At 63.1% G+C, this 25,314-nt stretch carries 26 protein-coding genes; 9 read left to right on the top strand and 17 right to left on the bottom strand.

The window, feature by feature from the left end:
• Positions 1–15: 15 nt before the first annotated feature.
• The 4 genes from A3AY_RS0125810 to A3AY_RS0125785 form a co-directional block, all read right to left on the bottom strand.
• On the bottom strand, positions 16–552 hold the full coding sequence (locus A3AY_RS0125810) for a SixA phosphatase family protein (protein ID WP_018328573.1): 537 nt from the start codon (positions 550–552) through the stop codon (positions 16–18).
• 179 nt (positions 553–731) lie between these two features.
• The gene (leuC, locus tag A3AY_RS0125805) at positions 732–2,141 is read right to left on the bottom strand and encodes a 3-isopropylmalate dehydratase large subunit (RefSeq protein ID WP_018328572.1); all 1,410 of its coding nucleotides are present in this window, start codon (positions 2,139–2,141) and stop codon (positions 732–734) included.
• A gap of 575 nt (positions 2,142–2,716) precedes the next feature.
• Complete coding sequence (locus A3AY_RS0125790) at positions 2,717–3,535, bottom strand: amino acid ABC transporter permease (RefSeq protein ID WP_018328569.1); 819 nt, start codon at positions 3,533–3,535, stop codon at positions 2,717–2,719.
• Between the two features lie 10 nt (positions 3,536–3,545).
• On the bottom strand, positions 3,546–4,343 hold the full coding sequence (locus A3AY_RS0125785) for a basic amino acid ABC transporter substrate-binding protein (RefSeq protein ID WP_018328568.1): 798 nt from the start codon (positions 4,341–4,343) through the stop codon (positions 3,546–3,548).
• A 274-nt stretch (positions 4,344–4,617) separates the two neighbouring features.
• Here A3AY_RS0125785 and A3AY_RS0125780 point away from each other — a divergent pair, with 274 nt between their 5' ends.
• Positions 4,618–5,124 carry a nuclear transport factor 2 family protein gene (locus A3AY_RS0125780; protein WP_018328567.1) on the top strand — a complete coding sequence of 169 codons (507 nt, stop codon included), beginning with the start codon at positions 4,618–4,620 and terminating at the stop codon, positions 5,122–5,124.
• A 48-nt stretch (positions 5,125–5,172) separates the two neighbouring features.
• Here the strand turns inward: A3AY_RS0125780 and A3AY_RS36125 are convergent, their stop codons facing one another.
• Together A3AY_RS36125 and rplS are read right to left on the bottom strand one after the other, a co-directional pair.
• Positions 5,173–5,511: a hypothetical protein gene (locus A3AY_RS36125; RefSeq protein ID WP_018328566.1), complete on the bottom strand. Its 339-nt coding sequence runs from the start codon at positions 5,509–5,511 to the stop codon at positions 5,173–5,175.
• A gap of 126 nt (positions 5,512–5,637) precedes the next feature.
• Positions 5,638–6,174, bottom strand: coding sequence for a 50S ribosomal protein L19 (rplS, locus tag A3AY_RS0125770; RefSeq protein WP_018328565.1), 537 nt, complete (start codon positions 6,172–6,174; stop codon positions 5,638–5,640).
• Positions 6,175–6,480: 306 nt separating this feature from the next.
• Here rplS and A3AY_RS0125765 point away from each other — a divergent pair, with 306 nt between their 5' ends.
• Positions 6,481–7,227 (top strand): sulfite exporter TauE/SafE family protein, encoded by a 747-nt coding sequence (locus A3AY_RS0125765; RefSeq protein WP_018328564.1) that lies wholly within the window; start codon positions 6,481–6,483, stop codon positions 7,225–7,227.
• Here A3AY_RS0125765 and trmD read toward each other — a convergent pair.
• From trmD to ffh, 5 genes are all read right to left on the bottom strand, one after another.
• Positions 7,209–7,901, bottom strand: a complete 693-nt coding sequence (gene trmD, locus A3AY_RS0125760) for a tRNA (guanosine(37)-N1)-methyltransferase TrmD (protein ID WP_018328563.1) — start codon at positions 7,899–7,901, stop codon at positions 7,209–7,211. The two genes, A3AY_RS0125765 and trmD, sit on opposite strands and share 19 nt — an antisense overlap.
• A gap of 10 nt (positions 7,902–7,911) precedes the next feature.
• Positions 7,912–8,478, bottom strand: a complete 567-nt coding sequence (gene rimM / locus A3AY_RS0125755; protein WP_026203830.1) for a ribosome maturation factor RimM — start codon at positions 8,476–8,478, stop codon at positions 7,912–7,914.
• 92 nt (positions 8,479–8,570) lie between these two features.
• Positions 8,571–8,933: a 30S ribosomal protein S16 gene (gene rpsP / locus A3AY_RS0125750; RefSeq protein WP_018328561.1), complete on the bottom strand. Its 363-nt coding sequence runs from the start codon at positions 8,931–8,933 to the stop codon at positions 8,571–8,573.
• 113 nt (positions 8,934–9,046) lie between these two features.
• Positions 9,047–9,349 (bottom strand): chorismate mutase, encoded by a 303-nt coding sequence (locus A3AY_RS0125745; protein WP_018328560.1) that lies wholly within the window; start codon positions 9,347–9,349, stop codon positions 9,047–9,049.
• Between the two features lie 12 nt (positions 9,350–9,361).
• Positions 9,362–10,942, bottom strand: coding sequence for a signal recognition particle protein (ffh, locus tag A3AY_RS0125740; protein ID WP_018328559.1), 1,581 nt, complete (start codon positions 10,940–10,942; stop codon positions 9,362–9,364).
• Between the two features lie 373 nt (positions 10,943–11,315).
• Here ffh and A3AY_RS0125730 point away from each other — a divergent pair, with 373 nt between their 5' ends.
• A complete protein-coding gene (locus A3AY_RS0125730) occupies positions 11,316–12,329 on the top strand; it encodes an MBL fold metallo-hydrolase (RefSeq protein WP_018328558.1) in 1,014 nt (337 codons plus the stop codon).
• Positions 12,330–12,489: 160 nt separating this feature from the next.
• Here the strand turns inward: A3AY_RS0125730 and A3AY_RS0125725 are convergent, their stop codons facing one another.
• Entirely contained in the window at positions 12,490–12,906 is a 417-nt protein-coding gene (locus A3AY_RS0125725; protein WP_040669229.1) for a GFA family protein, read from the bottom strand.
• Between the two features lie 769 nt (positions 12,907–13,675).
• On the opposite strand from A3AY_RS0125725, the gene dapF reads away from it, so the two are divergent.
• The 5 genes from dapF to A3AY_RS0125695 all read left to right on the top strand — a co-directional run bounded on the left by dapF (position 13,676) and on the right by A3AY_RS0125695 (position 19,000).
• Positions 13,676–14,587, top strand: a complete 912-nt coding sequence (dapF, locus tag A3AY_RS0125715) for a diaminopimelate epimerase (RefSeq protein ID WP_018328555.1) — start codon at positions 13,676–13,678, stop codon at positions 14,585–14,587.
• Positions 14,584–15,858: a tRNA (N(6)-L-threonylcarbamoyladenosine(37)-C(2))-methylthiotransferase MtaB gene (gene mtaB / locus A3AY_RS0125710; protein ID WP_018328554.1), complete on the top strand. Its 1,275-nt coding sequence runs from the start codon at positions 14,584–14,586 to the stop codon at positions 15,856–15,858. Before dapF ends, mtaB begins: the two co-directional genes overlap by 4 nt.
• 93 nt (positions 15,859–15,951) lie before the next feature.
• Positions 15,952–17,679: a signal recognition particle-docking protein FtsY gene (gene ftsY, locus A3AY_RS0125705; protein ID WP_018328553.1), complete on the top strand. Its 1,728-nt coding sequence runs from the start codon at positions 15,952–15,954 to the stop codon at positions 17,677–17,679.
• A 62-nt stretch (positions 17,680–17,741) separates the two neighbouring features.
• Positions 17,742–18,416, top strand: coding sequence for a septation protein A (locus A3AY_RS0125700; RefSeq protein WP_018328552.1), 675 nt, complete (start codon positions 17,742–17,744; stop codon positions 18,414–18,416).
• Complete coding sequence (locus A3AY_RS0125695) at positions 18,413–19,000, top strand: DUF2585 domain-containing protein (RefSeq protein WP_018328551.1); 588 nt, start codon at positions 18,413–18,415, stop codon at positions 18,998–19,000. The genes A3AY_RS0125700 and A3AY_RS0125695 overlap by 4 nt, the downstream gene beginning before the upstream one ends.
• 18 nt (positions 19,001–19,018) lie before the next feature.
• On the opposite strand, the gene A3AY_RS0125690 is transcribed toward A3AY_RS0125695, so the two are convergent.
• The 5 genes from A3AY_RS0125690 to ccmA all read right to left on the bottom strand — a co-directional run bounded on the left by A3AY_RS0125690 (position 19,019) and on the right by ccmA (position 22,209).
• The gene (locus tag A3AY_RS0125690) at positions 19,019–19,624 is read right to left on the bottom strand and encodes a DsbE family thiol:disulfide interchange protein (protein WP_018328550.1); all 606 of its coding nucleotides are present in this window, start codon (positions 19,622–19,624) and stop codon (positions 19,019–19,021) included.
• Positions 19,621–19,791 (bottom strand): heme exporter protein CcmD, encoded by a 171-nt coding sequence (gene ccmD, locus A3AY_RS0125685; protein ID WP_018328549.1) that lies wholly within the window; start codon positions 19,789–19,791, stop codon positions 19,621–19,623. The genes A3AY_RS0125690 and ccmD overlap by 4 nt, the downstream gene beginning before the upstream one ends.
• Before the next feature lie 2 nt (positions 19,792–19,793).
• Entirely contained in the window at positions 19,794–20,555 is a 762-nt protein-coding gene (locus A3AY_RS0125680) for a heme ABC transporter permease (protein ID WP_018328548.1), read from the bottom strand.
• Positions 20,556–20,615: 60 nt separating this feature from the next.
• Positions 20,616–21,275, bottom strand: a complete 660-nt coding sequence (gene ccmB / locus A3AY_RS0125675; RefSeq protein WP_018328547.1) for a heme exporter protein CcmB — start codon at positions 21,273–21,275, stop codon at positions 20,616–20,618.
• A gap of 298 nt (positions 21,276–21,573) precedes the next feature.
• A complete protein-coding gene (gene ccmA, locus A3AY_RS0125670; RefSeq protein WP_026203828.1) occupies positions 21,574–22,209 on the bottom strand; it encodes a heme ABC exporter ATP-binding protein CcmA in 636 nt (211 codons plus the stop codon).
• A gap of 266 nt (positions 22,210–22,475) precedes the next feature.
• Here ccmA and acnA point away from each other — a divergent pair, with 266 nt between their 5' ends.
• A complete protein-coding gene (gene acnA, locus A3AY_RS0125665; RefSeq protein WP_018328545.1) occupies positions 22,476–25,166 on the top strand; it encodes an aconitate hydratase AcnA in 2,691 nt (896 codons plus the stop codon).
• Positions 25,167–25,314: the final 148 nt, after the last annotated feature.

Here is a 25,314-nt window from a genome sequence, read left to right as displayed (position 1 = left end):
TCCTCCTTGTCCGCCTCAGCCCACGGATCGCGGCGTCACGAACCACTTGAGATAACCGCTGCCCGCTGCAACCTCGTCCCAGCCGTCGACATCGAAGTCGATGACGGCAAGGCCAGCCGTCGGGAACTTCGCCTTCATGCGGCCCATGGCATCCGCATCGCCATCCGCAACCAGCAGCGACGCGGCATTCTCCATGCCCGGATTGTGGCCGACGATCAGCAGGGTGCGGATAGCGGGCTCGACGGTGCGGATCACCTCGAGGATGCGCTCGGCCGCAACCTCGTAGATATCAGGCGTCTCGCGCTCGGCGACCTTTTTCGACAGGGCCTCGCGAACGAGTTTCCACGTCTCCTGCGCGCGGCGCGCGGGCGAGACGAGGGCGAGATCGGGAATCAGTTTTTCACGCGCCATATGGGCGCCGATGACGGGTGCGGCCTTGCGTCCGCGCTCCGCCAAAGGCCGCTCACGGTCGGCCACACCGTCCGGCCAGGCGGATTTGGCGTGGCGCAAAAGGATGAGGCGGTGTTTCGGCTTCGGCGATTTCTTGGTCATCTGGTAACCTCCCCCTTCTCCCCCGCGGGGAGAAGTGCCGAGCGTATGCGAGGCGATGAGGGGGCTTTCTCGGCGATTTCGGTGCCGCCCCCTCATTCGGCCCTGCGGGCCACCTTATCCCCGCCGGGGAGAAGAGGGAGAACCGCAAGCCCTCCCCCGTCAAGGGGAGGGGAGAAGTCTTACTTCCACTCGCGGATATCGACGAAGTGGCCGGAGACGGCGGCAGCCGCTGCCATGGCTGGCGACACCAGATGGGTGCGGCCCTTGAAGCCCTGGCGGCCTTCGAAGTTGCGGTTGGAGGTCGAGGCGCAGCGCTCGCCCGGCTTCAGGCGGTCGTCGTTCATGGCAAGGCACATCGAGCAGCCCGGCTCGCGCCAGTCGAAACCGGCCGCCTTGAAGATCTTGTCGAGACCTTCGGCTTCCGCCTGTTCCTTGACGAGGCCCGAGCCCGGCACGATCATCGCCGACACGGTCGGGGCGACGGTGCGGCCTTCCACCACCTTGGCGACTTCGCGCAGGTCCTCGATGCGGCCGTTGGTGCAGGAGCCGATGAAGACGCGGTCGATGGCGATGTCGGTGATCTTCGTGCCCGGCTTCAGGCCCATATAGTCGAGCGCGCGCCACTTGGACGTGCGCTTGTTCTCGTCCTGGATCTCGTCCGGGTTCGGAACGATGCCCTGGACGGAGACGACGTCTTCCGGCGAGGAGCCCCAGGAAACGATCGGCGGCAGGGCGGCGGCATCGAGCACGACGACCCGGTCGAAATGGGCGCCCTCGTCGGTGTGCAGCGTCTTCCAGTAGGCGATCGCCTGTTCAAGTTCTTCGCCCTTCGGTGCCCGCGGCTTGCCCTTGATGTATTCGAAGGTCTTCTCGTCCGGCGCGATCAGGCCGGCGCGGGCGCCGCCCTCGATGGTCATGTTGCAGATGGTCATGCGGCCTTCCATCGACAGCGCGCGGATCGCTTCGCCGGCGAACTCGATGACGTGGCCGGTGCCGCCGGCGGTGCCGATCTCGCCGATGATGGCAAGGATGATGTCCTTGGCGGTGACATGCTCCGGCAGTACGCCGTCGACACGCACCAGCATGTTCTTGGCCTTCTTCTGGATCAGCGTCTGGGTGGCGAGCACATGCTCGACCTCGGACGTGCCGATGCCGTGCGCCAGCGCCCCGAAGGCGCCATGCGTCGAGGTATGGCTGTCGCCGCAGACGATGGTCATGCCCGGCAGGGTGAAGCCCTGTTCCGGACCGACGATGTGGACGATGCCCTGGCGCTTGTCGCTGGCCGAATAGTATTCGACGCCGAAATCGGCGGCGTTCTGGGCCAGCGCCTCGACCTGGATGCGGCTTTCCTCGTTCTTGATGCCGAGATGGCGATCCGGCGAGGTCGGTACGTTGTGGTCGACGACGGCGAGCGTCTTTTGCGGCGCCCGCACCTTGCGGTTCGTCATGCGCAGCCCCTCGAACGCCTGCGGGCTCGTCACTTCATGGACGAGATGGCGGTCGATGTAGAGAAGACAGGTTCCGTCGTCCTGCTGATCGACCAGATGGTCGTCCCAGATTTTATCGTAGAGAGTACGCGGTGCGCTCATGGCTTTTCATCCAACATGAAGAAGAAGGTCTGGAAAATATCCGGCAAAAAGGGCGCCGGCAGCCGCATCAGGGATCAGCCCCAAGTCAGGAAAGTCGGCTGTTGAGCGCGCCTGAAACGCACGCAAAAAAACGTGCCGGCAGACGCTTGTGATCCTGCAGCACGACGATTTTCTGCGCAAAACATCCGAATTTGGATTCCATATGCGGTCACATAGCAATTTTTAAGCGGTTCATCAATTGCCATCGTGTCAGCATTGGTTCGATGAACTTAACGCCCGACGTTTATGTCTCTGTGGGCGTGCGCCGTGGCCAGTATATATGACTGAAAAGCGTCCACGCCCAATTGATCGAAAGCATTAAGATCAAAACAGTCAGAATCCAGGCAGTCACACCGCTCAGCGCAAACGCATTGGCCAGAACGTAAACCGGAAGGAGGAGCACTGCGGAAACAATCTTAACGGAAAGCGCGAAAAACAGGAGCCATTTTGCTGCAAACTTTAAAGCGATCATATTGATCCCTCAACCGAACCTAGGCTCAACCTATAGATGAATTTGGAGCGCACATCAACGATTGCTATCGGGCTGTCCGCCGCAGCCTCTTCTCCAACTGCCGCAACCCCAGCGACAGCCCGATCGTCAGGATCAGGTAGATATAGGCGACGATCGAATAGGTCTCGAAAAACCGAAACGAACCCGATGCGTAGATCTTGCCCATCTGGGTGATGTCGGCGACGCCGAGCACGGAGACCAGGGAACTATCCTTCACCATCGCGACGAAATCGTTGCCGAGCGGCGGCAGGATGACGCGGATCGCCTGCGGGAAGACCACCAGGCGGAACCGGTGGTAGCGCGACAGCCCCAGCGCCTTGGCCGCCTCGATCTGCCCCTTGTCGACCGACTGGATGCCGGCGCGAAACACCTCGGCGATGAAGGCGGAATAGCCGATAGTCAGCGCCATGATCGCCCGCCACATCAAGGACACATCGCGCACCAGAAGCGGCTTGGCATAGCCGGCCTCGACCAGCGGGCTGAGAACCGTGTTGACAAGTGTCACCAGTGCCGGCGCACCGACAAAGGCGATGTAGAAGAGCAGCACGAGGATCGGGATGCCGCGGATGACCTCGGTATAGAACCGGGCGATCTGGCGCAGGGCAGCGCGCTCCGACAGCGCCATCAGCGCGATGCCGAGCCCGAGCAGCGTGGCGAAGAAAAACCCCAGCAGCGTCACCAGGATGGTGATGCCGATGCCGGCCGAAACAATGCTGAAGACCTGGGTGTAGATATCATTGGAAACGATCACCACGGCGAGCGCTGCGGCGATAATGGCAAGGGCGACCAGCCACCAGGGATAGTCGCCCTTCTGAGACATGTCTTGCGGCTGCGCAGGCGTCATCGGGGAGCGATCATTCGCCCATCTTGTAATCGACGAACCATTTCTGGTTCAGCTTGTCGAGCGTGCCGTCGGCCTTCAGCGCGGCGATCGCGGCATTGACGGGCGCAACCAGGTCCGAGCCCTTCTTGAAGATGAAGCCGAAATCCTCCGTGCCGAGCGGTCCGCCGATCACTTTCAGCGCGCCGTTGGAGGAATCGACGTACCCCTTGGCTGCGACGCTGTCGGTCAGCACCGTATCGACATCGCCGGCTTTCAGCGCCTGCACCGTCGCCCCAAACGTCTCGAACAGCTTTATCCGCGGGTTCTGTTCGTTGCCGTCGAGGATTTCATAAACGGCGGTGTAAAAAGGCGAGGTGCCCGGCTGGGCGCCGACGAACCCGTCGGCAAGCGCGGCGAAGGACTTGGCGTCGGTGAAGCGGCTTTCGTCGCCGCGCACCAGCATGAACTGCTGCGACCGCATATAGGGATCGGAGAAGTCAACCTGCGTTTTGCGCTCGTCCTTGATGGTGATGCCGGTCATGCCGATGTCGTACTGGCCGTCGGAGACCGCCTGGATCATCGCGTCCCAGCTTGTGTTCTGGATTTCCAGCTTGAAATTCAGCCGCTTGGCGATCTCTTCCATCGCGTCGTATTCCCAGCCGATCGCCTTGCCCGACTTCGGCTCGACGAACTGCAGCGGCGGATAGGCATTCTCGGTCACGACGACCACCGTCCGGCCACCAAGATCCGGCAGATCGGCCGCGGAAACGCTCAAAGGTGCAAGGACGAGGGCGGTCAGCCCGGCAAGAACGGTACGGCGGGAAAGCATGAAAGGCTCCTGAATTGTGGCGGGCAAGACTGTCACGAAACCTCCGGCCAAAGCAAGCAGGGATCGCCCCTTGTGGCGGTGTTTCGACGGCGGGCGCTGGCACTATCGCCGATGAATCGGTGACGTGCTGGGAACCTGGTTCTCTTTTGCGCACCATGGGTGGAAAAACTGCCGTCTTTTCCTGCCGCCTCACAGGCTCTAGCGTCTGTCGAATGGCGGCAGGGATAGGCTTGCCGCTCACATCAGGCCGTGTGCCGGACCACAAGGAAAGACAATGAAAGCCGCTATAGCATCCGCCGTTCTCGCCCTGTCGCTGGGCGCAGCACTTTCGGCTCCTGAAGCGCTGGCCCAGGAAGCCGTGCTGGCGGCCGCGGACGCCGAAGCGCTCTTCACCAGTCCCGACCCGAAGCTGAATGCCAACAAGCAGGTGGTCTACGGCATCATCCGCGACCTCCTGGAAGCCAACCACTGGGACAAGGCCGGCGACTATCTGACCGAGCGCTACATCCAGCACAATCCCAATGCCGCTTCCGGCCGCGCCGGCGTGGTCGCCTATTTTACCGAGGTCCTGAAACTTAAGCCCGCGCCGATCCCCGAGAAGATCAAGACCCCCGTCGCCTTCGTCACCGCCGAGGGCGATCTCGTCACCGTCGGCTATGTTCGCGAAATCAAGAACGAGAAGGACCCGGCCAAGTCCTACACGACCACCTGGTTCGACACGTGGCGGATCAAGGACGGCAAGGCCGACGAGCATTGGGATCCCGCCACCCGGCCGGAGTGATCCGATGCATCTTGCGTGAGGCGCGCATCGGTCCTGACGCGGAGCGATTCAGGCGGCCTTCGTGGCCCCGACCGAAAACGACAGCGGCATTCTTGGATAGGTAGGCCCCAATCCGAACTGGTCCTCGCCCGTCTCGATCATGCCGGGATAGTGCCGCCAGGTCAGGATCTCGTGTTCGTTCAGGAAATCCAGCCGCAGCCCGGATTTCAGCAGCGCGTTGACGACATCGCCCACGGGATGGAACCATTCATACATGCGCTTGTGCGTCAGCGGCCGCGTGTCGCCGGTATAGGTATGGGTTTCCTCGAACAGGAGCGGCGCATCGTGCGGCGTGCGCCAGCTGTGAGCCGGCCGGAGCCTGCCTTCCAAGGCCTCATGCTGGAACATCTGCGGATGCCCATCGAGCAGGTAGAGCTTTCCACCGGGCCTTCCCCCATTCCCCGATGAAGGCCGCGCGCAAAGAAAAAGGCGGCCCGAAGACCGCCTTGTCCAACAATCGCTATGGATTGGAACTTATTCCGCTGCGGTTTCCGCAGCAGCAGCGGCTTCGGCCGCGGCCTTTGCTTCAGCGGCTTCGGCTGCTGCCTTTTCGGCGGCCAGAGCCTGTGCTGCTGCAACCTTTTCAGCTTCCAGACGTGCCTTTTCGTCGGCAACGGCCTGGCGCTCGGCGTCGTTCAGCTTGCGGGCGCGAACGCCGGTGTCTTCAACGATACGGGCCGACTTGCCGCGGCGATCGCGCAGGTAGTAGAGCTTGGCGCGGCGAACCTTACCGCGGCGAACGATCTCGACGCTCTCGACGAGCGGAGAGTAAACCGGGAATACGCGCTCGACGCCTTCGCCGTAGGAGATCTTGCGCACCGTGAAGCTTTCGTTGATGCCGCCGCCGGAGCGGGCGATGCAGACGCCTTCATAGGCCTGGATACGGGTACGCGAACCTTCCGTCACGCGGACGTTGACGCGAACGGTGTCGCCGGCGGAAAATTCAGGCAGGGTGCGCTTGGCTTCGATCTTGGCGGCCTGTTCGGCTTCCAGCTGCTGGATGATGTTCATTTGTCTAACCTTCTCGAGTTCTTCTGAAACAGCCAGAGCGCTCAACCATGCCTCTTGGATCGACCCTTTAAGAGGGCGCCGCCAGGATTTGTTTCTCGGCAAGAGAAACAGGAGCGAATTCACCATTCTTTGTTTTGCAGGCGACGGGAGATTCCCGAACCGGTCGGGCGAATACACCAAAGCCCGGCGTTTGTCATCCCCGAATGACAAAAATTCTCCGGCCCGCAAGCGCACGGATGTCAATTTCGGCGTCTTGCCGCCGGTTGAGCCGCAGGCTATGTCGTTTTCTATCGCCGGAGGAGCGTCATGTCCATCATCACCGCCTGCTTGCTGTTTGTCGCCGGCTTCCTGTCCGGAGCCGTCAATGCCGTGGCCGGCGGCGGCACGTTCCTGACCTTCGGCGCCATGACGCTTGCCGGCCTGCCGCCCATCGTCGCCAACGCCACCTCCTCGATCGTGCAGTTCCCGGGCTATGTGACCTCCGCACTCGCCTATCGCCGCGAAATCCGCAAGGATTTTCGCGAAGCCGCTATTCTCAGCATCATCTCGCTGATCGGCGGGCTGGCCGGAGCGCTGATCCTCCTGTCGCTGTCCAACCCGTCGTTCCGGGCGATGGTGCCCTGGCTGCTGATCGCCGCAACCGCGATCTTCGCGCTCGGCCCGCTTTTGCGCCCGAACCCGAAGGAAGGTGGCACGCCCGTCGGGATGGCCGGTTTGATCGGGCAATTCGTCACCGCCATCTATGGCGGATTCTTCGGCGCCGGCATGGGCATCATGATGCTTGCCGTGCTCGGCCTGTCGACCGGCGGCGACTACCACCGCGTCAATGCGCTTAAGAACTTCCTCGCCATGGTGATCGCCGCCGTCGCCATCGTTGTCTTTGCCGGCGGCAATGTCATCGGCTGGCTGCATGCCGCCTTCATGATCCCCGGCGGCGCGCTCGGCGGCTACGCCGGCGTCTGGCTCGCCCGCCGCGTGCCGCAGGTCTTCATCCGCGCGATCGTCATTGCCGTCGGGCTGCTGCTGGCGGTTTACTACTTTGTGACGGGGTGAGGCAAAAGATCCGGCCGCCGTTCGGCCGTCAGCTTGCGCGCCTCGGCCTCGCGCCATTTCTCGATCTCACCGTGATGGCCCGACGTCAGCACCGCCGGGATTTCCATGCCTTCGAACACCTGCGGCCGGGTATAGTGCGGATGCTCCAGGAGCCCACCCTCGAAACTCTCGTGGACGCCGGAGAGATCATTGCCCATGACGCCCGGCAGGATGCGCACGACGGCGTCGAGCAGCGTGAGCGCCGCCGGCTCGCCGCCCGAGAGGATGTAATCGCCGATCGACACCTCTTCGAGATGGCGACTGTCGATCACCCGCTGGTCGACACCCTCGAACCGCCCGCAGACGATGATCGCGCCGGGACCTGCCGCAAGTTCGCGCACGCGCTTCTGTGTCAACGGCCGCCCGCGCGGGCTCATCAGGAGCCGGGGGCGATCGTCGCCGGCGCAGGCATGGTCGATGGCCTTGGCGAGGATATCGGCGCGGAGCACCATGCCGGCGCCGCCGCCGGCCGGCGTGTCATCGACGGTGCGATGCTTGTCCTCGGCAAAATCGCGGATCTGCACGGTATCGAGCGACCACTGGCCGCGCTCCAGCGCCTTGCCCGACAGCGAATGGCCAAGATGGCCCGGAAACATGTCCGGATAAAGCGTCAGAACGGTCGCGCGAAAGCTCATCGTCCGGCCGTCACTTTTTCTTCTTCGGCTTGAACGGTGCGCTCGGGTCGTCCCGGTTGTCGTCGATCAGCCCGGCCGCCAAAGGATCGACCAGCATGGTGCCGGCTTCGAGATCGATTTCCAGTACCGACCATTCGGAGAACGGGATCAGCACCGGCCTCTTGCCGGGGCCTTTCAGCTCCAGCAGATCGCCGGCGCCGAAATCGAAGACGCCGGTGACGGTGCCGTAGCTCTTGCCTTCGCCGTCGAGCGCTTCCAGTCCCTCGAGGTCGGCATAGAAGAATTCATCGTCGTCGAGATCGTCGTCCGGCAGGTTGTCGCGCTCGACGTAGAGATCGAGCCCGTTCAGCGCCTCGGCGGCATTGCGGTCGTTGATGCCACGCAGGCGCACGATCACGACGTTCTTCGCCTCGCGCACCTCGAGCACCTCGAAGGAGCGGCCGTCCTCGGCATGGAGATGGCCGTAGTCGCCGATCGCCGTCGGTTCGGTGGCAAAGGATTTGACGCGCACCTCGCCGCGCAGGCCCTGCGCCGCGCCGATCGTTCCCATCAGGACAGGATTTTTCAGTTTGCTCATCGCCGTGCCGGTCTCCAGTGTGCCCTTCGAATAAACGAAAACGGGCGGCATGAAAACGCCGCCCGCCTTCAAAAAATATGCTGTTGCGCGGCTTATTCGGCAGCAGCTGCAGCGGCGTCTTCAGCCTTCTGCTTGGCTTCGGCGGCGCGCTCCTGGGCCTTCTTGCCCGGGACTGCCTTTTCCGGGTTGTTGCGGACTTCGCGCTTGGCGATGCCGGCTTCGTTGAGGAAACGCAGCACGCGGTCGGTCGGCAGCGCGCCGTTCGACAGCCAATGCTGGATGCGCTCATTGTTCAGCTCAACGCGCTTGGCGTCGTCCTTCTTCAGCATCGGGTTCCACGAACCGACCTTTTCGAGGAAGCGGCCATCGCGCGGCGAACGCACGTCGGCAACGACGATCTGGTAGAACGGGCGCTTCTTGGAACCACCGCGGGCGAGACGAATTTTCAGTGCCATGTCATGTACTCCTTGAGATATCCAACCGCCTCTGGCGGCCTTGTTTGTGTATTTGTCAAAGCTGATTTCCTTGGGATTGATCTGGCCCGAAAACCGGTACCCGCTTTTCGGGATCAATCCTTGAGATCGGCAGCGATTGCTTCATGATGCCGGATCACCTCGTGGATGATGAAGTTTAAAAACTTCTCCGCGAAATCCGGGTCCAGATGTGCGTCGGCGGCAAGCTGCCGCAGACGGGCGATCTGGTATTCCTCGCGCGCCGGGTCCGCCGGCGGCAAATTGTACTTGGCCTTCAGCACGCCCACCGCCTTGGTGCAGCGAAACCGTTCGGCCAGCATGTGGACGAGTGCCGCGTCGATATTGTCGATCGACTGGCGGTAGCTCGACAGTTCTGTTTTGACGGCAGGATCAACCATGCTCCCCGATCCTCACTTCTTCTTCGGCAGGCCGGGAAGCCCCGGGAAGCCGCCGCCGAGACCGGGCAGCTTGATGCCATTGCCCCCTAGACCTGGTAGACCACCCGGCAAACCACCGCCGCCGGGCAGGCCCTTGCCGAGACCGGCAGCTTCGGCCTGCTTCTGCAGGGCTTCGAGCTGCTTGGGGTCCATCTTGGAAAGGTCCGGCATGCCGCCCATTCCGCCGCCCATGCCGCCGAGGCCCATCTTGCCGGCAAGGCCGCCCATCATCTGCTTCATCATGCCGCCGCCCTTCTTGCCGCCCATCATTTTCATCATGTCGGCCATCTGGCGGTGCATTTTCAAAAGCTTGTTGATGTCGGCCGCATCCGTGCCGGAGCCCGCCGCGATGCGCTTCTTGCGCGAATGCTTGAGGATATCGGGATTGGCGCGCTCGGCCTTGGTCATCGAGGAGATGATGGCGAGCTGGCGGGAAAACAGCTTGTCGTCGAGACCGGCGGCGGCCATCTTGTCCTTCATGCCGGACATGCCGGGCATCAGCCCCATGATGCCGCCCATGCCGCCCATCTTCTGCATCTGACGCAACTGGTCGGCAAGATCGTTGAGGTCGAACTTGCCGGTCTTCATCTTGGCGGCCATCGCCGCCGCCTTCTCGGCATCGATGTTTTCGGCGGCCTTCTCGACGAGCGAGACGATATCGCCCATGCCGAGGATGCGGTCGGCGACGCGGCGCGGATGGAACTCTTCGAGCTCCGACATCTTTTCGCCGACACCGATCAGCTTGATCGGCTTGCCGGTGACGGCGCGCATCGAAAGGGCTGCACCGCCACGGCCGTCGCCGTCCATGCGGGTGAGCACGAGGCCGGTGATGCCGACGCGCTCGTCGAAATTGCGCGCCAGGTTGACCGCATCCTGACCGGTCAGCGCATCGGCGACGAGCAGGATTTCATGCGGGTTCGAGCGGCGCTTGATCTCCGCCATCTCGATCATCAGCGGCTCGTCGATATGGGTGCGGCCGGCGGTGTCGAGGATGACGATGTCATGACCGCCAAGCTTGGCGGCCTGCACGGCGCGCGCAGCGATATCGGTCGGCGACTGGCCGGCGATAACAGGCAGCGTATCGACGCCGGTCTGGGCGCCGAGCTGGCGCAGCTGTTCCTGCGCTGCCGGACGGCGCGTGTCGAGCGACGCCATCAGGACCTTCTTCCTGTCCCGCGTCGTCATGCGAAGGGCGATCTTGCCCGTCGTCGTCGTCTTGCCCGAGCCCTGCAGACCGACCATCATGATGACGACCGGCGCCGGTGCATTGAGATCGATCGGCACGCCTTCGGAGCCGAGCATGGCGATCAGCTCGTCATGGACGATCTTGACCACCATCTGGCCGGGCTTGATCGATTTCAGGATTTCCGCGCCGACGGCCTTTTCCCGCACCTTGTCGGTAAAGGACCGCACGACCTCGAGCGCGACGTCGGCTTCCAGGAGCGCACGGCGAACCTCGCGCAGGGCCGCCGACACATCGGCTTCCGACAGCGCGCCACGGCCGGTCAATCCATTCAGGATTGACCCAAGGCGGTCCTGGAGACTTTCAAACATCGCTTCATCCTTGTCGCTTCGGGTTTATGGTTTTGCGCCTATGCCCGGCTTTCTCGGCTTCGCCTCGAAAGGGACATGCGCGGATGCCCGAAACGTTGTGCTTTTCCTTGACGAAAACAAGACGCAAAGCCAAAAGGCACCCGAGGGCGCAACGCGCTGTCGGGTGTTGACCTCCGGGATCTGTTTATACCGCAATGGGTCCCGGTCGGCGGCTACAAGTCTCAGTTCTTGTCGCAGATTGCGGGCGGTAAACACGAAAGTGGCGGCAAAGTCAAGGATAGAGGCCAAAAATGCCGGAACGAGCGGCATCCGCCCTTACAAAGACGCTAGCGGCCTACCAGATCATCCTTCTCATCCTGTCGATCGGTCCCGCATGACACAGACATCACCATCAAAGAAAACGCGCAATCGCTATTACACCGGCCCCATATCAGATCATTTCGACGGTACGTTCTTCTTCAACCCCGAAGGCGAGGCGCCGCTCGGCTTTCGCGAACTGATGCGCTGGCAGTTCGGCGGCGGCAGGAGCCCCTGGCCGAAACAGGCACCAAGTCCGTTCCCGCCGGCAAAGCCCGACGAGCGCGTCGATGGCCTGCGTGTCACCATGGTCGGCCACGCCACGCTGCTGATCCAGGTCGCCGGCCTCAACATCCTCACCGATCCCGTCTGGTCGCCGCGCACCAGCCCGTTTTCGTTCGCCGGCCCGAAGCGCGTCGTCGAGCCCGGCATCCGCTTCGACGACCTGCCGCCGATCGATATCGTGCTCGTCACCCACAATCACTACGACCATCTCGACCTCGCAACACTGAAACGGCTGCACAAGGCGCACGAACCGCACATCGTCACGCCGCTCGGCAACGACATGATCATCCGCCGCGCCATTCCCGCGGCGAAGATGTCCGCGGTCGACTGGGGCGACCGGCTCTCCCTCCGGGACGGTGTCAGCATCGACTGCGAACCCTGCCACCACTGGTCGGCGCGCGGCACGCGTGACCGCCGCATGGCGCTCTGGGCCGCCTTCGTCGTTTCGACGCCCGCCGGAAAAATCTACCACATCGGCGACACCGGCTTTCACGGCGGCATCAACTACCGCGCTGCCTGCAGGAAGCACGGCTCCTTCCGCCTCGCCAACCTGCCGATCGGCGCCTATGAGCCGCGCTGGTTCATGAAGGCGCAGCACCAGAACCCGGCAGAAGCGGTGAAGGGCATGCGGCTCTGCCAGGCGGCCTATGTCGCCGGCCATCACTTCGCGACGATCCAGCTGACGAATGAGGGGATCGAGGAGCCGGTGGCGGCGCTGGAGAAGGCATTGAGCGAGCAAGGCGTTGCGCCGGAGCGTTTTCGGGCGCTGCGGGCGGGCGAGGTGTTCGATGTGCCTGAGGTCTAGCGGCAACCCGCCTCTTCTCCCAGCGGGGGAGAAGGTGGCGCGCAGCGCCGGATGAGGGGGCGAAGCCACCTGCATTGAACTTGCCGAACCACCCCTCATCGCCTCGCATGCGCTCGGCACTTCTCCCCGCTGGGGAGAAGAGGGAGCAAGCCGCCAGCCCTCAATCCTGCGGAAACTCCCGATACTGCGGCAAACCGTCGGTGATCTCGTACCACGGCGCCTTCGATCCCACGAAAATGTGCCCCGACGGGCGGATCGTCGGTGCATCCACCAGCGTGCCCATGGCAACGTGGACATAGGCGCCCTCGCGCACCACCGAATAGACGAGCGATCCGCAGGTGCTGCAGTGCACGTCATGGGCAGCGTCACCATCGCCGTAGATAAGCGCTGCGCCATCGCCCTTGACGACCCGCAGCCGCTCCCGCCTGATCCCGGCGAATGGCTTGAAGGCCGATCCCGTGGTGCGGCTACAGTTGGAGCAATGGCAGTTCATCGAATATTCGAAGGCATCGTCGACCGCATATTCGACGGCACCGCACATGCATTTTCCGGTCAGGACGGAAGATGTTTCAGGCATTTGTTGTCTCCGGTCTGGTCACAGACGGCAGTCAGGATGACCGGCGACCAGCAAGATGGCAATGCCTCGACCGACCGCCTCCCCGCAGTTTCCCCGCTGATCCCCGCCCCGAAAACCTGTGCGATGATCGTGGCGTTCCGTCATCGGCTACCCCGCGAGGCGTCGCGGCGAGGCGGGACCGGTGCCGGGTTAAGGAAGGACGTGAGCCTTTGCCCGGTGGACNGGCAGAAAATGGTTTCCCTCTCGTCTGAAACAGGACGGGGCGTGCCTGTGAGGCACACATCAGGACCGGCGACTGGCGTGTCGAAAGACAAGCCTTTCGTGGCGCCGTCGATGCTGGAGCAATCCGGCATCGGTCGAGCGCCACCCTGTACCGAAAAAAGGTGCCGCCATCCCCGCAGAGAAACCGGAGTTGTCCGTCGACCAACACTGAACGGGGCGCTGGAAGGCGTCATATAAAATTACTTCGTTGCGGCACTTTCCAGCGCCCCGGCCAAGTGAGACTGAAGCAAAACCACGGCGGACTTTTCCGGGCGTGGATAAAGGCGTTTGAACGAGATGCGATGGAAAGCAAACGCCGCGACACGCTCCCTCTTCTCCCCCCCCCCGCGGACCCACAAGGGGAGAACGTGGCGCAAAGCGCCGGATGAGGGGGCCACAAACTCCGAGCCAGCCGCCCCACTTCGCCTCAAGTAAGCGCGATTCGCACCACTGGTAATTTCCCTGCATTTCCGCCATATACACCGCGAGAAACGATGGAACGCACCTCATGAGCACAACGGTCGAATTCGCAAGGATGAACGGGCTTGGCAACAAGATCCTGGTCGTCGACATGCGCGGCCGCAAGGACAGGGTGACGCCGCAGGCGGCGATCGCGCTCAATGCCGATCCCGAGACCCAGTTCGACCAGATCATGGCAATCCACGATCCGAAGGCGCAGGGAACCGACGCCTTCATCGACATCCTGAATTCCGACGGCTCGAAGGCACAGGCCTGCGGCAACGGCACGCGCTGCGTCGTCCAGGCGCTGGCCAGCGAAACCGGCAGACGCGTTTTCACCTTCCAGACCGTCGCCGGCATCCTGAATGCCGAAGAGCATGCCGACGGAACGATCTCGGTCGATATGGGCACGCCGGTTTTCGAGTGGAACCGCATCCCCCTGTCGGAGGAATTTTACGACACGAGCCGCATCGAGCTGCAGATCGGCCCGATCGACGACCCGATCCTGCATTCGCCCTCCGTCATGTCGATGGGCAATCCGCACGCGATCTTCTGGGTGGATCGCGACGTCATGTCGTTCGATCTCGAACGCTTCGGCCCACTGCTCGAAAACCACCCGATGTTTCCCGAGCGCGCCAACATCACGCTGGCTCAGGTCACCTCACCTTCGTCGCTGACGACCCGCACCTGGGAACGCGGCGCCGGCCTGACGCTTGCCTGCGGCTCCGCCGCCTGTGCCGCCGCTGTTTCCGCCGCCCGCACCGGCCGCACCGGTCGCAACGTGGCGATCACGGTCGCCAGCGCCACCCCGCCCGGCATCCTGTCGATCGAATGGCGCGAGCGCGACGACCATGTCATCATGACGGGACCTGCCGAATGGGAATGGTCCGGGACGGTCGATCCCACGACCGGACTGTGGTCGCGCGAAGAAGTCGCGGCCACGGAAAGCCGGGCGCTTTGAGCGGCGTCGACGTCATAACCTTCGGCTGTCGCCTCAACACCTATGAATCGGAAGTGATGCGGGGAGAGGCCGAGAAGGCGGGGCTGAACAATGCCATCCTCGTCAATACCTGCGCCGTCACCGGCGAGGCCGTGCGTCAGGCCCGCCAGGCGATCCGGCGCGCCCGCCGCGAAAACCCTGGTGCCCGCATCATCGTCACCGGCTGTGCCGCCCAAGTCGAAAAGCACGCCTTTGCCGAGATGCCCGAGGTCGATGCCGTGCTGGGCAACGAGGAGAAGCTGAAAAGCGCCTCCTACCGGTCGCTACCCGATTTCGGTGTTTCGGCAGAAGAAAAGCTGCGCGTCAACGACATTATGAGCGTGCGCGAGACAGCGCCCCAGATGGTGAAGCTCATCGAAGGCCACGTGCGCGCCTTCATCCAGGTGCAGAACGGCTGCGACCACCGCTGCACCTTCTGCATCATCCCCTATGGCCGCGGCAATTCCCGCTCCGTGCCGATGGGCGCCGTCGTCGACCAGGCGCGCAAGCTCGCCGAAAGCGGCTACCGCGAAATCGTGCTGACTGGCGTCGATGCCACGAGCTACGGCGCCGACCTGCCCGGCACGCCGACGCTCGGCCTGCTGGCAAAGACCGTTCTCAAACAGGTGCCCGAAATCCGCCGCCTGCGCCTTTCCTCGATCGACAGCATCGAGGCCGACAGCCATCTCATGGACCTGATCGCCGATGAGCCGCGCTTCATGCCGCATCTGCATCTGTCGCTGCAGCATGGCGACGACATGATCCTGAAGCGGATGAAACGCCGCCACAGCCGCACTGATGCCCTGCGTTTCATCGACGACGTCCGCCGGCTGCGGCCGGCAACGAGCTTCGGCGCCGACATGATCGCCGGTTTCCCGACCGAGACAGAAGAGATGTTTACGAATGCCGTGAGCCTCGCCGAAGAGGCCGGCATCGCCCATCTGCACGTCTTTCCCTACAGCCCGCGAGAAGGAACGCCCGCCGCCCGGATGCCGCAGCTCGACCGCGCTCTGGTCAAGGAGCGTGCCGCCCGGCTGCGCACCACTGGACTTCAGCTCCATCAGGCCCATCTTGACAGCATGATCGGAACGCAGCAAAGCCTGCTCGTCGAGAACAACGGCCTGGCGCATACCGAAAATTTCACGCTTGCCGCTGTCCCCGGCCTGACGCCGCGCGATATGGTTGAGGTGACGATCACCGGCCACAACGGCAAGCACCTCACGCATGTCACCCAAGCCCGCTCAGCGGCCTAGAGGTGAGATGTGAGAACGACAAAGACCTGAAGCGCGTCGCGCTTTGGACATGCAACTGACGGCCCCGACCCGGCCCGAGTTTACGGATACCCAATGGCGCTCAGCTTTCTCAAAAAGGTCTTCACTTTCGGCAAGGACAAGCCGATCGAAGCCGAGCCCGCCGCCGAGCCTCCGGTAGACGAAGTCTTGGATCTCGCCGAATCGGCCTTCACGCCTGAAGAAACCCGGGCGATCGAAGCCGAGCTCGAGCCGGGCTTACGCGAGGACCACCTGCCGCTCGCCACCGATCCGGTGCTGGCGCAAGAAATGGACGCCGGCGACGGCCCCGCTGCCGATAGCGCCGCTGCGCCGGAGCTCGCGGCAGAGACCGCGGAAGAACAGGAACACGCCCTTCTGCCCCCGACCGAACAGATCGGCGATCTCGGACTGATCCCGCTGTCGCTGCTGGAGGCCGAGGCAGAAGATTCTGCGGTTGAGGAAAGCGTGACACCCCCCTCTGTCCCGGAGCCTGTCCTCGGGCTTGCCGAAGGCAAGAGCCGGGGGGGACATCTCCCCCACAAGGGGGGAGATCAGGCGGAGCAAGCGTCGACCTCCGCGAGCACAGAGGTCCTGACAACGGAGGAGCATGCCGCGAGTCCAATCTCCCCCCTTGTGGGGGAGATGTCGGCGGAGCCGACAGAGGGGGGTAGGCCCGCCGCAACGCTGGACGCCGATCAGCTGAGCGAAAGCGCGCCGCAAGCGATCTCCCCCCTTGAGGGGGAGATGCCCGGCAGGGCAGAGGGGGGTGACTCTTCTGCCAGCACGACAGATGCCGCAGAACCGCAAGCAGCTCCCATCCTCCCCAAGGGTTTTGCCACGGGCCGCGCTGCCGTCGAAGCCCAGCCCGAAGCACCGAAACAGAAACTCACCTGGTTCCAGCGCCTGCGCCAGGGCCTTGCCCGCACCTCGTCGCAGCTGACCGGCCAGATCGCGGCCCTGTTCACCAAGCGCAAGCTCGACGACGAGACACTGCAGGACCTCGAAGACCTGCTGATCCAGGCCGATCTCGGCGTCGAAACGGCGCTGCGCGTCACCGACACGCTGGCTTCCGAGCGCTACGGCAAGGACGTGACCGGCGAGGACGTCACCCGCATCATGGCGGCCGAGATCACCAAGGTTCTCGCCCCTGTCGCCAAGCCGTTGCAGCTCGATCTCTCCCACAAACCGCATGTCATCCTCGTCGTCGGCGTCAACGGCACCGGCAAGACGACGACGATCGGCAAGCTCGCGGCCAAGCTTTCAGGCGCGGGCCTCAAGGTCATGCTGGCGGCCGGCGACACTTTTCGCGCGGCAGCGATCGAGCAATTGAAGATCTGGGCCGAGCGCACCAAGTCCGACATCGTCTCCTCGAAACTCGGGGCGGATGCTGCGGGCCTTGCCTATGAGGCTTTCGAGCAAGCGAAACTGAAGAAGAGCGATGTGCTGATCATCGACACCGCCGGCCGCCTGCAGAACCGCACGGAACTGATGGCAGAGCTCGAAAAGATCGTCCGCGTGCTCGGCAAGCTCGATCCCGACGCGCCGCACACCGTGCTGCAGACGCTCGACGCCACCACCGGCCAGAACGCCCTGAACCAGGTCGAGATCTTCCGCAATGTCGCCGGGGTCAACGGCCTGATCATGACCAAGCTCGACGGCACGGCGCGCGGCGGCATCCTCGTGGCCATCTCCGCCAAGCACAAGCTGCCGGTCTATTTCATCGGCGTCGGCGAGGGCGTCGATGATCTCGAGCCCTTCGAGGCCGGCGACTTTGCCCACGCCATTGCCGGCATTGGCCATTGATGCCACAGATATGCCGTGGAAAGCGCCCATGGCGAGGCGAAACGAACAGGTTTGACCGACGCATGAAATTCGAAAGCGATACCACACCCACTGCCGAAGACCGGCACCACCCGATGCTGAAGCTCGCGCTCGAACTGGGGCCCTTGCTCGTGTTCTTCTTCGCCAATCTGCGCGGCGAATGGCTGGCGGCGAATTTTCCGGTTCTGGCGACGCTCGGCGGGCCACTGTTCATCGCCAGCGGTCTCTTCATGGCCGCAACGGTGGTTTCGCTCGTCGTCTCGAAGGTGGTGCTCGGCCACCTGCCGTTGATGCCCTTCGTCTCCGGCATCGTCGTCATCGTCTTCGGCGGCCTCGGCATCTACCTGCAGGACGAGCTGTTCTTCAAGATGAAGCCTACCATCATCAACACGCTGTTCGGCGTGGTGCTGCTCGGCGGCCTTGCCTTCGGCAAATCGCTGCTCGGCTATGTCTTCAACGCCGCCTTCCAGCTTGACGCCGAAGGCTGGCGCAAGCTGACCCTGCGCTGGGGCGTGTTCTTCCTGTTCCTCGCGATCCTCAACGAGATCGTCTGGCGCGGCGCCAATGCCTATTACCTGCCCGATGCCAAGGCCGCCGACAATTTCTGGGTCGCCTTCAAGGTCTGGGGCACCATGCCGATCACGCTTGCCTTCACCATGTTCCAGATGCCGCTGATCATGAAGCATTCGCTCAATCCGCCGGAAGAGGCCGGCAAGTGAGCGCCATCGACGCCCGCAACCCCGCGCAGCGGCAGGCCGTCTGGCTTGCCGCCTGCGCCGCCATCGTCGTGCTGCAGGCCGTCATCATGTACTGGATGGGCCGCATCCCGATCTGCGAATGCGGCTATGTCAAGCTGTTTGAACCAATTGCCAACGGCCCCGGCAATTCGCAGCATCTGGCGGACTGGTACACCCCCTCGCACATCATCCACGGCTTCCTGTTCTACGGCCTTGCCCATCTCCTGCTGCGCCGCAGGCCGATCGCCGCCGGGCTGCTTCTGGCGCTGGTGATCGAGGTCGGCTGGGAACTGCTGGAAAACTCGCCCATCATCATCGACCGCTACCGCGCCGCGACGATCTCGCTCGATTATTACGGCGACAGCATCCTGAATTCGGTGATGGACACCATCTTCATGGCGCTCGGCTTTCTGTTTGCCTGGCGCGCGCCGGTCGCGGCCACCGTCGCCATCGCCATCGTCTTCGAGATTTTCACCGGCTGGCTGATCCGCGACAACCTTACCTTGAACGTGCTGATGCTGGTTTATCCACTGGAGGCCGTGAAGGCCTGGCAGTCGTCTCTTTGAGATGAGTCGGTGCCGGTCTCAGGAGCCTGCCATCGCCTTTTCGATCGCCGGAAAAAGCCCTTCCTTCAGGCTTTTCTCATCGAACGGTCCGACGCGCTTGTAGACGATCGTGCCGGAGGCGTCGACGAGGTAGGATTCCGGGATGCCGTAGACGCCCCAGTCGATTGCCGCCTTGCCGCGCGGATCGATGCCGATGGCCGAGAAGGGGTTGCCGAGTTCGCCGAGGAACCTGAGCGCGTTGTCCGTCTGGTCCTTGTAGTTGATCCCGACCACCGTCAGGCGCGGGTCCTTCGCCAGGTCGAGGATGATCGGATTTTCCTCGCGGCACGGCAGGCACCAGGACGCCCAGACATTCACCAGCGTCAGCTTGCCTTTCACCGCCGCATCGTTCAGCGCCGGCATGGGGGCGCCCTTGAAGGTCGCGCCTTCGAGCGGCGGCAGGTCGAGCGACGGCGCCTTGGTGCCGATCAGCGCCGAGGGGATTTCGCTGATGTCGCGGCCGGAACCGAGCTGGCTCCAGAAAATTGCCGCCAGCCCCGCAAAAATCACCAGCGGGAGAAGCGCAAGGACGATGCGCGTCTTGCCTGGCCGGCCACCCTGCAGCTCGGTTGCTTCGTCGCTCATGGCGCCTCTCCACCTTGGGCCGAACGGCGGCGGATGCCGGCCTTCTCCAGCGCCTGCAATTCGCGGCGGCGCGCGCGTCCGTCAGTCCAGACCCAGAGGATCAGCGCCACCACCGTAAGGGCGGCGGTGCCATAGCTTGCGGCGACATAGGCGGTATGGGTCATCATGGTCAGGCCTCCCGGCCAGCGGCGCGCGCCGCCTGACGGCGCATCGAGGTCACCCGGCGGCGCCAGATCTCGTTGCGCATCGCGGCGATATGTAGCGCGAAGAACAGAAGCGTGAAGGCAACCGCCATCACCAGCAGCGGCCACAGGAATTCCGGATCGATCGCCGAGCCGCCGAGCCTGAGGACGCTCGCCGGCTGATGCAATGTGTTCCACCATTCGACCGAGAACTTGATGATCGGGATATTGACGAAGCCGACGAGGATCAGGATGGCCGATACCTTCGCCGCCTTGCCCGGATCGTCCATCGCCCGGTTGAGCGCGATCAGCCCGAGATACATCAGGAACAGCACGAAGACCGAGGTCAGCCGCGCGTCCCAGACCCACCAGGCGCCCCACATCGGCTTGCCCCACAGCGAACCGGTAACGAGGGCGAGAAAGGTAAAGCCGGCCCCGATGGGCGCTGCGGCGCGGGCGGAAACATCTGCGAGCGGATGCCGCCAGACCAAGGTCCCCAGCGCCGAGACCGCCATCACCGTGTAGCACATCATCGACAGCCAGGCGGCAGGCACATGCACATACATGATGCGCACCGTCTCGCCCTGCTGGTAATCGCCCTCGGTGGTGAAGGAAAGATAGAGGCCAATCGCAAACAGCACGACGGTCAACCCGATAAGCCACGGCAGCACGCGCGCCGCCAGCCCCAAAAACCGTGTGGGATTGGCGAGATCGCTGAATTTGCGGATGGTCAGGCTGTTTTCGCTCATGATGGTTCTTTAACGCCGAAGGACCTTCTCTTCAATGAATACCATGCGATCACATTTGCGTCAGTCCGACGCGGCCCTCAGCGCCAGTGCCGCCGAAAGCGGCCCGATCACTGCAAAGAAAAGCGTGATCGCGATCAAAATCAGGAAGGGCGGCAGGAAGGGCGTCGGATCCTCGACCGCCGCATAGGCTGCGCTGACCCCGAAGATCAGGACGGGAATGGTAAGCGGCAGCACCAGGATCGACACCAGCAGGCCGCCGCGCGGCAGCGTCACGGCGACGGCAGCACCCGCCGCGCCGATGAGCGTAATCGCTGGCGTGCCGGCAAGCAGCGTCAGCATGGTCGCACCGATCGCAACCTCGTTCATGTTCATGAACAGCCCCAGCAGCGGCGCGGCGATCACCAGCGGCAAGCCGGTCGCCGTCCAGTGCGCCAGGCACTTCATCAGCACCGTCAGCACCAGCGGTGTCTGCTGCATCAGCATCAGGTCGAGCGAGCCATCCTCACGCTCGGCCTGGAACAGACGGTCGAGCCCGAGCAGGGAGGCAAGCAGCGCGCCGATCCACAGGATCGCCGGCCCGATCCGCGACAGGAGATTGAGATCGGGACCCACGGCAAACGGCACCACGGCGACGACGGTCATGAAGAACAACACACCGATCAACGCCCCGCCGCCGGCGCGCATGGCAAGTTTGAGGTCGCGGAGGAAGAGGGAGGTCATGAAGCGATCTCCGCAATGTTTTGCGAAAGCCCCCTCATCCGACCCTTCGGGCCACCTTCTCCCCATGGGGGAGAAGAGGGAGTTTGCCGCCGCTCCTTCGAACTCAGTGTTTCGTTGACACGAGACGTGGGGATTTCTTCGTGGGCTTGCCGCAGCCACCCTCTTCTCCCCGTCGGGGAGAAGGTGGCCCGAAGGGTCGGATGAGGGGGGACGGCACGGCAGAGCGCCAGCCGATCTGCCCCCGTGAGGGGGAGATGCCCGACAGGGCGGAGGGGGGTGATTGCGGCAAACTCGATATTCAAACCAACTCCCCCACACCCGCAAACCCCGTCATCCGCAACTCCCTGGCCTCAACCCCCAATGGCTGATGCGTCGCGGCGACGACGATGCCGCCCGCGCAAAGATGCCGGGTCACCAACGTCGCAAATAGCCGGTCGGCGCTTGCATCGAGCGCCGCTGTCGGCTCGTCGAGCAGCCAGACGGGACGATAGGCGACGAGCAACTTGGCCATCGCCATGCGCCGCTGCTGACCGGCCGAGAGATAGCCGAATGGCAGATGCGCAATGCCGCCGAGCCCCAGCGCCTCGGCGGCTTCCTCGATGCCTGTCCCGACCCCGCCTTCCGAATCACCCATGAAGGATTTCCAGAAGGAAAGATTCTCTTCGACGGTCAGTTCCCGCTTCATCGCGTTGCGATGGCCGAGGTAGTGGCAGAGCTCGCGCGGATGGCCGATGTCACCCACCATTCCGTCAAGCAGCATGCTGCCGGATTCCGCTGCCAGAAGTCCCGCCAGAACGCGCAGCAGTGTCGACTTTCCGGACCCGTTCGCACCGGTCACGATCAGGGCCTCCCCGACTGTCAGAACAAAGGAAATATCCTTGAAAATCAGGTCCTCGCCGCGCTTCGCACTGAGGCCTTCGACGACGAGGCTGATCGGCATTCACATTCCTTTTACGACGTTCGTCGCAACGCAAAAAAATTGTCTCAAATTGGTCGCGCATGGTCTGGCACGTTCCGGAGAAATTATCTATAACCGCCCCAACACGCCAGCGGTCGGCGTGAATTTCATCCTAGCGCCGAACATGGAATGATTTCCACGTACGGACAGCGGAAATGGCCGTACCCGCATCCCATATCGCGCATAAAATGCGCTCGGGCGTTCGTACGTCACTTTGGCGATCAAACGGAACGGGGTATCCAGTGTCCAAATCCCTTGACAGTTTCAATTGTCGGTCGACGCTTTCGGTCAACGGCATAGACTATGTCTATTACAGCCTGCCGAAAGCCGAAGCGAACGGCCTCGCCGGCGTCTCCAAGCTCCCCTATTCGATGAAGGTTCTGCTCGAGAACCTGCTGCGCTTCGAAGACGGCCGCTCGGTCACGAAGGAAAACATCCTTGCCGTCGCCGAATGGCTGACCAACAAGGGTCTCGTCGAAAACGAAATCGCCTATCGCCCGGCGCGCGTGCTGATGCAGGACTTCACCGGCGTTCCGGCCGTGGTCGATCTCGCAGCCATGCGCGACGCGATGGTGTCGCTCGGCGGTGATCCGGAAAAAATCAACCCGCTCGTTCCCGTCGACCTTGTCATCGACCATTCCGTGATCGTCGACGAATTCGGCACGCCGACCGCCTTCGCCAAGAATGTCGAGCTCGAATACGCGCGCAACGGCGAGCGCTACCGCTTCCTGAAGTGGGGCCAGCAGGCTTTCAAGAATTTCCGCGTCGTTCCTCCCGGCACCGGCATCTGTCACCAGGTCAACCTTGAATATCTCGGCCAGACCGTCTGGACGAAGGAAGAAGACGGCGAGATCACCGCCTATCCGGATACCTGCGTCGGCACCGACAGCCACACGACCATGATCAATGGTCTCGGCGTTCTCGGCTGGGGCGTTGGCGGCATCGAGGCTGAAGCGGCCATGCTCGGCCAGCCGGTCTCCATGCTGCTGCCCGAGGTCATCGGCTTCAAGCTGACCGGCAAGCTCAAGGAAGGCGTCACCGCCACCGACCTCGTGCTGATGGTCGTGCAGATGCTGCGCAAGAAGGGCGTGGTTTCGAAGTTCGTCGAATTCTTCGGTTCCGGCCTCGACAACATGACGCTCGCCGACCGCGCGACGATCGGCAACATGGGCCCGGAATACGGCGCGACCTGCGGCTTCTTCCCGGTCGATTCGGAAACCATCAACTATCTCACCATGTCCGGCCGCGAAGAGCAGCGTATCGCGCTGGTCGAAGCCTATTCGAAGGCGCAAGGCATGTGGCGCGAAGGCGACGGCTCCGACCTCGTCTTCACCGACACGCTCGAACTCGACCTCGGTCAGGTGGTTCCGGCCATGGCCGGCCCGAAGCGGCCGGAAGGCCGCATCCCGCTCGAAAACATCGCATCCGGTTTCGCCGGCTCGCTTGAGAACGACTACAAGAAGCCGGGCCAGCTCGCCCTGCGTTACGCAGTCGAAGGCACGGACTACGATATCGGCCACGGCGACGTGGCGATTGCCGCCATCACCTCCTGCACCAACACGTCGAACCCGTCGGTGCTGATCGCGGCCGGCCTCCTGGCCCGCAACGCCGTTGCCAAGGGCCTGAAGACGGCACCTTGGGTGAAGACTTCGCTCGCACCCGGATCCCAGGTCGTCGGCGAATATCTCGCCAAGTCCGGCCTGCAGGATTCGCTTGATGCGCTCGGCTTCAACCTCGTCGGCTTCGGCTGCACGACCTGCATCGGCAACTCCGGCCCGTTGCCGGCACCGATCTCGAAGACCATCAACGAGAAGGGCCTGATCATGTCCGGCGTCCTCTCGGGCAACCGCAACTTCGAAGGCCGCATCTCGCCGGACGTCCAGGCGAACTACCTCGCCTCGCCGCCGCTGGTGGTCGCCTATGCGCTGGCCGGTACGGTCCAGAAGGACCTGACGACCGAGCCGCTCGGAACAGGGAGCGATGGCAACCCGGTGTTCCTCAAGGACATCTGGCCGACCTCGCAGGAAATCCAGGAATTCATCCTGAAATACGTCACCCGCGCACTCTACGCATCGAAATATGCCGACGTGTTCAAGGGCGACGCCAACTGGCAGGCGGTTCAGGTTCCGGCCGGCCAGACCTATGCCTGGGACGACAACTCGACCTACGTGCAGAACCCGCCCTACTTCGTCGGCATGGGCAAGACCGGTTCGGGCATTTCCGATATCAAGGGCGCGCGCGTGCTTGGCCTGTTCGGCGACAAGATCACCACCGACCACATCTCGCCGGCCGGCTCGATCAAGGCGGCGTCTCCGGCTGGTGCGTATCTCATCGGCCATGGCGTCGGCGTTGCCGACTTCAACCAGTACGGCACGCGCCGCGGCAACCATGAAGTGATGATGCGCGGCACCTTTGCCAACATCCGCATCCGCAACCACATGATGGGACCGAACGGCAAGGAAGGCGGCTATACGATCCACTATCCTTCGAAGGAAGAGATGTCGATCTATGACGCGGCCATGAAGTACAAGGAAGAGGGCGTTCCGCTGGTCATCTTCGCCGGTGTCGAATATGGCAACGGCTCGTCGCGCGACTGGGCGGCCAAGGGCACCAACCTGCTCGGCGTCAAGGCCGTGATCGCCCAGTCCTTCGAGCGTATCCACCGCTCCAACCTCGTCGGCATGGGCATCGTGCCCTTCGTCTTCGAGGAAGGCACGACATGGGAATCGCTCGGCCTGAAGGGTGACGAGATCGTCGATATCGATGGGTTGACCAATGTCCAGCCGCGCGAAAAGCGGGTCGCCAGGATCAGCTACAGCGACGGTTCGGTGAAGGAAGTCCCTCTCATCTGCCGTATCGATACGCTCGATGAAGTCACCTACATGAACAATGGCGGCATCCTGCAGACCGTTCTGCGCGACCTCGCCGCTTAAATCCATCCGGGTGAAAACAAGGGCCGGGGCTGCAAAGCCCCGGCCTTTTTGCGTCTCGTGCGCGCAGCGCCTTCGATGTCGTTCGCCTCACTCCAACGTGACTTTCTGTTGAAAGGCGAGCGGCGTATGAAAGGCTTCAATTGCTTCG

Origin of the sequence: Rhizobium giardinii bv. giardinii H152 (assembly GCF_000379605.1) — a bacterium.
Classification (GTDB): domain Bacteria; phylum Pseudomonadota; class Alphaproteobacteria; order Rhizobiales; family Rhizobiaceae; genus Pararhizobium; species Pararhizobium giardinii.
This window is presented reverse-complemented; position numbering and strand designations above follow the sequence as displayed.

Excerpts from the sequence above, each read along its gene's own strand:
- rplS (WP_018328565.1), bottom strand. The coding sequence starts at position 6,174 with ATGAACATCATCCAGCAGCTGGAAGCCGAACAGGCCGCCAAGATCGAA.
- A3AY_RS0125785 (WP_018328568.1), bottom strand. The coding sequence starts at position 4,343 with ATGCTTTCCCGCCGTACCGTTCTTGCCGGGCTGACCGCCCTCGTCCTT.
- A3AY_RS0125810 (WP_018328573.1), bottom strand. The coding sequence starts at position 552 with ATGACCAAGAAATCGCCGAAGCCGAAACACCGCCTCATCCTTTTGCGC.
- A3AY_RS0125700 (WP_018328552.1), top strand. The coding sequence starts at position 17,742 with ATGAAATTCGAAAGCGATACCACACCCACTGCCGAAGACCGGCACCAC.
- rpsP (WP_018328561.1), bottom strand. The coding sequence starts at position 8,933 with ATGGCACTGAAAATTCGTCTCGCCCGCGGTGGTTCCAAGAAGCGCCCG.
- A3AY_RS0125730 (WP_018328558.1), top strand. The coding sequence starts at position 11,316 with ATGACACAGACATCACCATCAAAGAAAACGCGCAATCGCTATTACACC.
- dapF (WP_018328555.1), top strand. The coding sequence starts at position 13,676 with ATGAGCACAACGGTCGAATTCGCAAGGATGAACGGGCTTGGCAACAAG.
- A3AY_RS0125780 (WP_018328567.1), top strand. The coding sequence starts at position 4,618 with ATGAAAGCCGCTATAGCATCCGCCGTTCTCGCCCTGTCGCTGGGCGCA.
- A3AY_RS0125725 (WP_040669229.1), bottom strand. The coding sequence starts at position 12,906 with ATGCCTGAAACATCTTCCGTCCTGACCGGAAAATGCATGTGCGGTGCC.
- trmD (WP_018328563.1), bottom strand. The coding sequence starts at position 7,901 with ATGAGCTTTCGCGCGACCGTTCTGACGCTTTATCCGGACATGTTTCCG.
- A3AY_RS36125 (WP_018328566.1), bottom strand. The coding sequence starts at position 5,511 with ATGTTCCAGCATGAGGCCTTGGAAGGCAGGCTCCGGCCGGCTCACAGC.
- A3AY_RS0125745 (WP_018328560.1), bottom strand. The coding sequence starts at position 9,349 with ATGGTTGATCCTGCCGTCAAAACAGAACTGTCGAGCTACCGCCAGTCG.
- ffh (WP_018328559.1), bottom strand. The coding sequence starts at position 10,942 with ATGTTTGAAAGTCTCCAGGACCGCCTTGGGTCAATCCTGAATGGATTG.
- A3AY_RS0125790 (WP_018328569.1), bottom strand. The coding sequence starts at position 3,535 with ATGACGCCTGCGCAGCCGCAAGACATGTCTCAGAAGGGCGACTATCCC.
- A3AY_RS0125765 (WP_018328564.1), top strand. The coding sequence starts at position 6,481 with ATGTCCATCATCACCGCCTGCTTGCTGTTTGTCGCCGGCTTCCTGTCC.
- leuC (WP_018328572.1), bottom strand. The coding sequence starts at position 2,141 with ATGAGCGCACCGCGTACTCTCTACGATAAAATCTGGGACGACCATCTG.
- A3AY_RS0125680 (WP_018328548.1), bottom strand. The coding sequence starts at position 20,555 with ATGAGCGAAAACAGCCTGACCATCCGCAAATTCAGCGATCTCGCCAAT.
- A3AY_RS0125690 (WP_018328550.1), bottom strand. The coding sequence starts at position 19,624 with ATGAGCGACGAAGCAACCGAGCTGCAGGGTGGCCGGCCAGGCAAGACG.
- ccmB (WP_018328547.1), bottom strand. The coding sequence starts at position 21,275 with ATGACCTCCCTCTTCCTCCGCGACCTCAAACTTGCCATGCGCGCCGGC.
- ftsY (WP_018328553.1), top strand. The coding sequence starts at position 15,952 with ATGGCGCTCAGCTTTCTCAAAAAGGTCTTCACTTTCGGCAAGGACAAG.
- ccmD (WP_018328549.1), bottom strand. The coding sequence starts at position 19,791 with ATGATGACCCATACCGCCTATGTCGCCGCAAGCTATGGCACCGCCGCC.
- rimM (WP_026203830.1), bottom strand. The coding sequence starts at position 8,478 with ATGAGCAAACTGAAAAATCCTGTCCTGATGGGAACGATCGGCGCGGCG.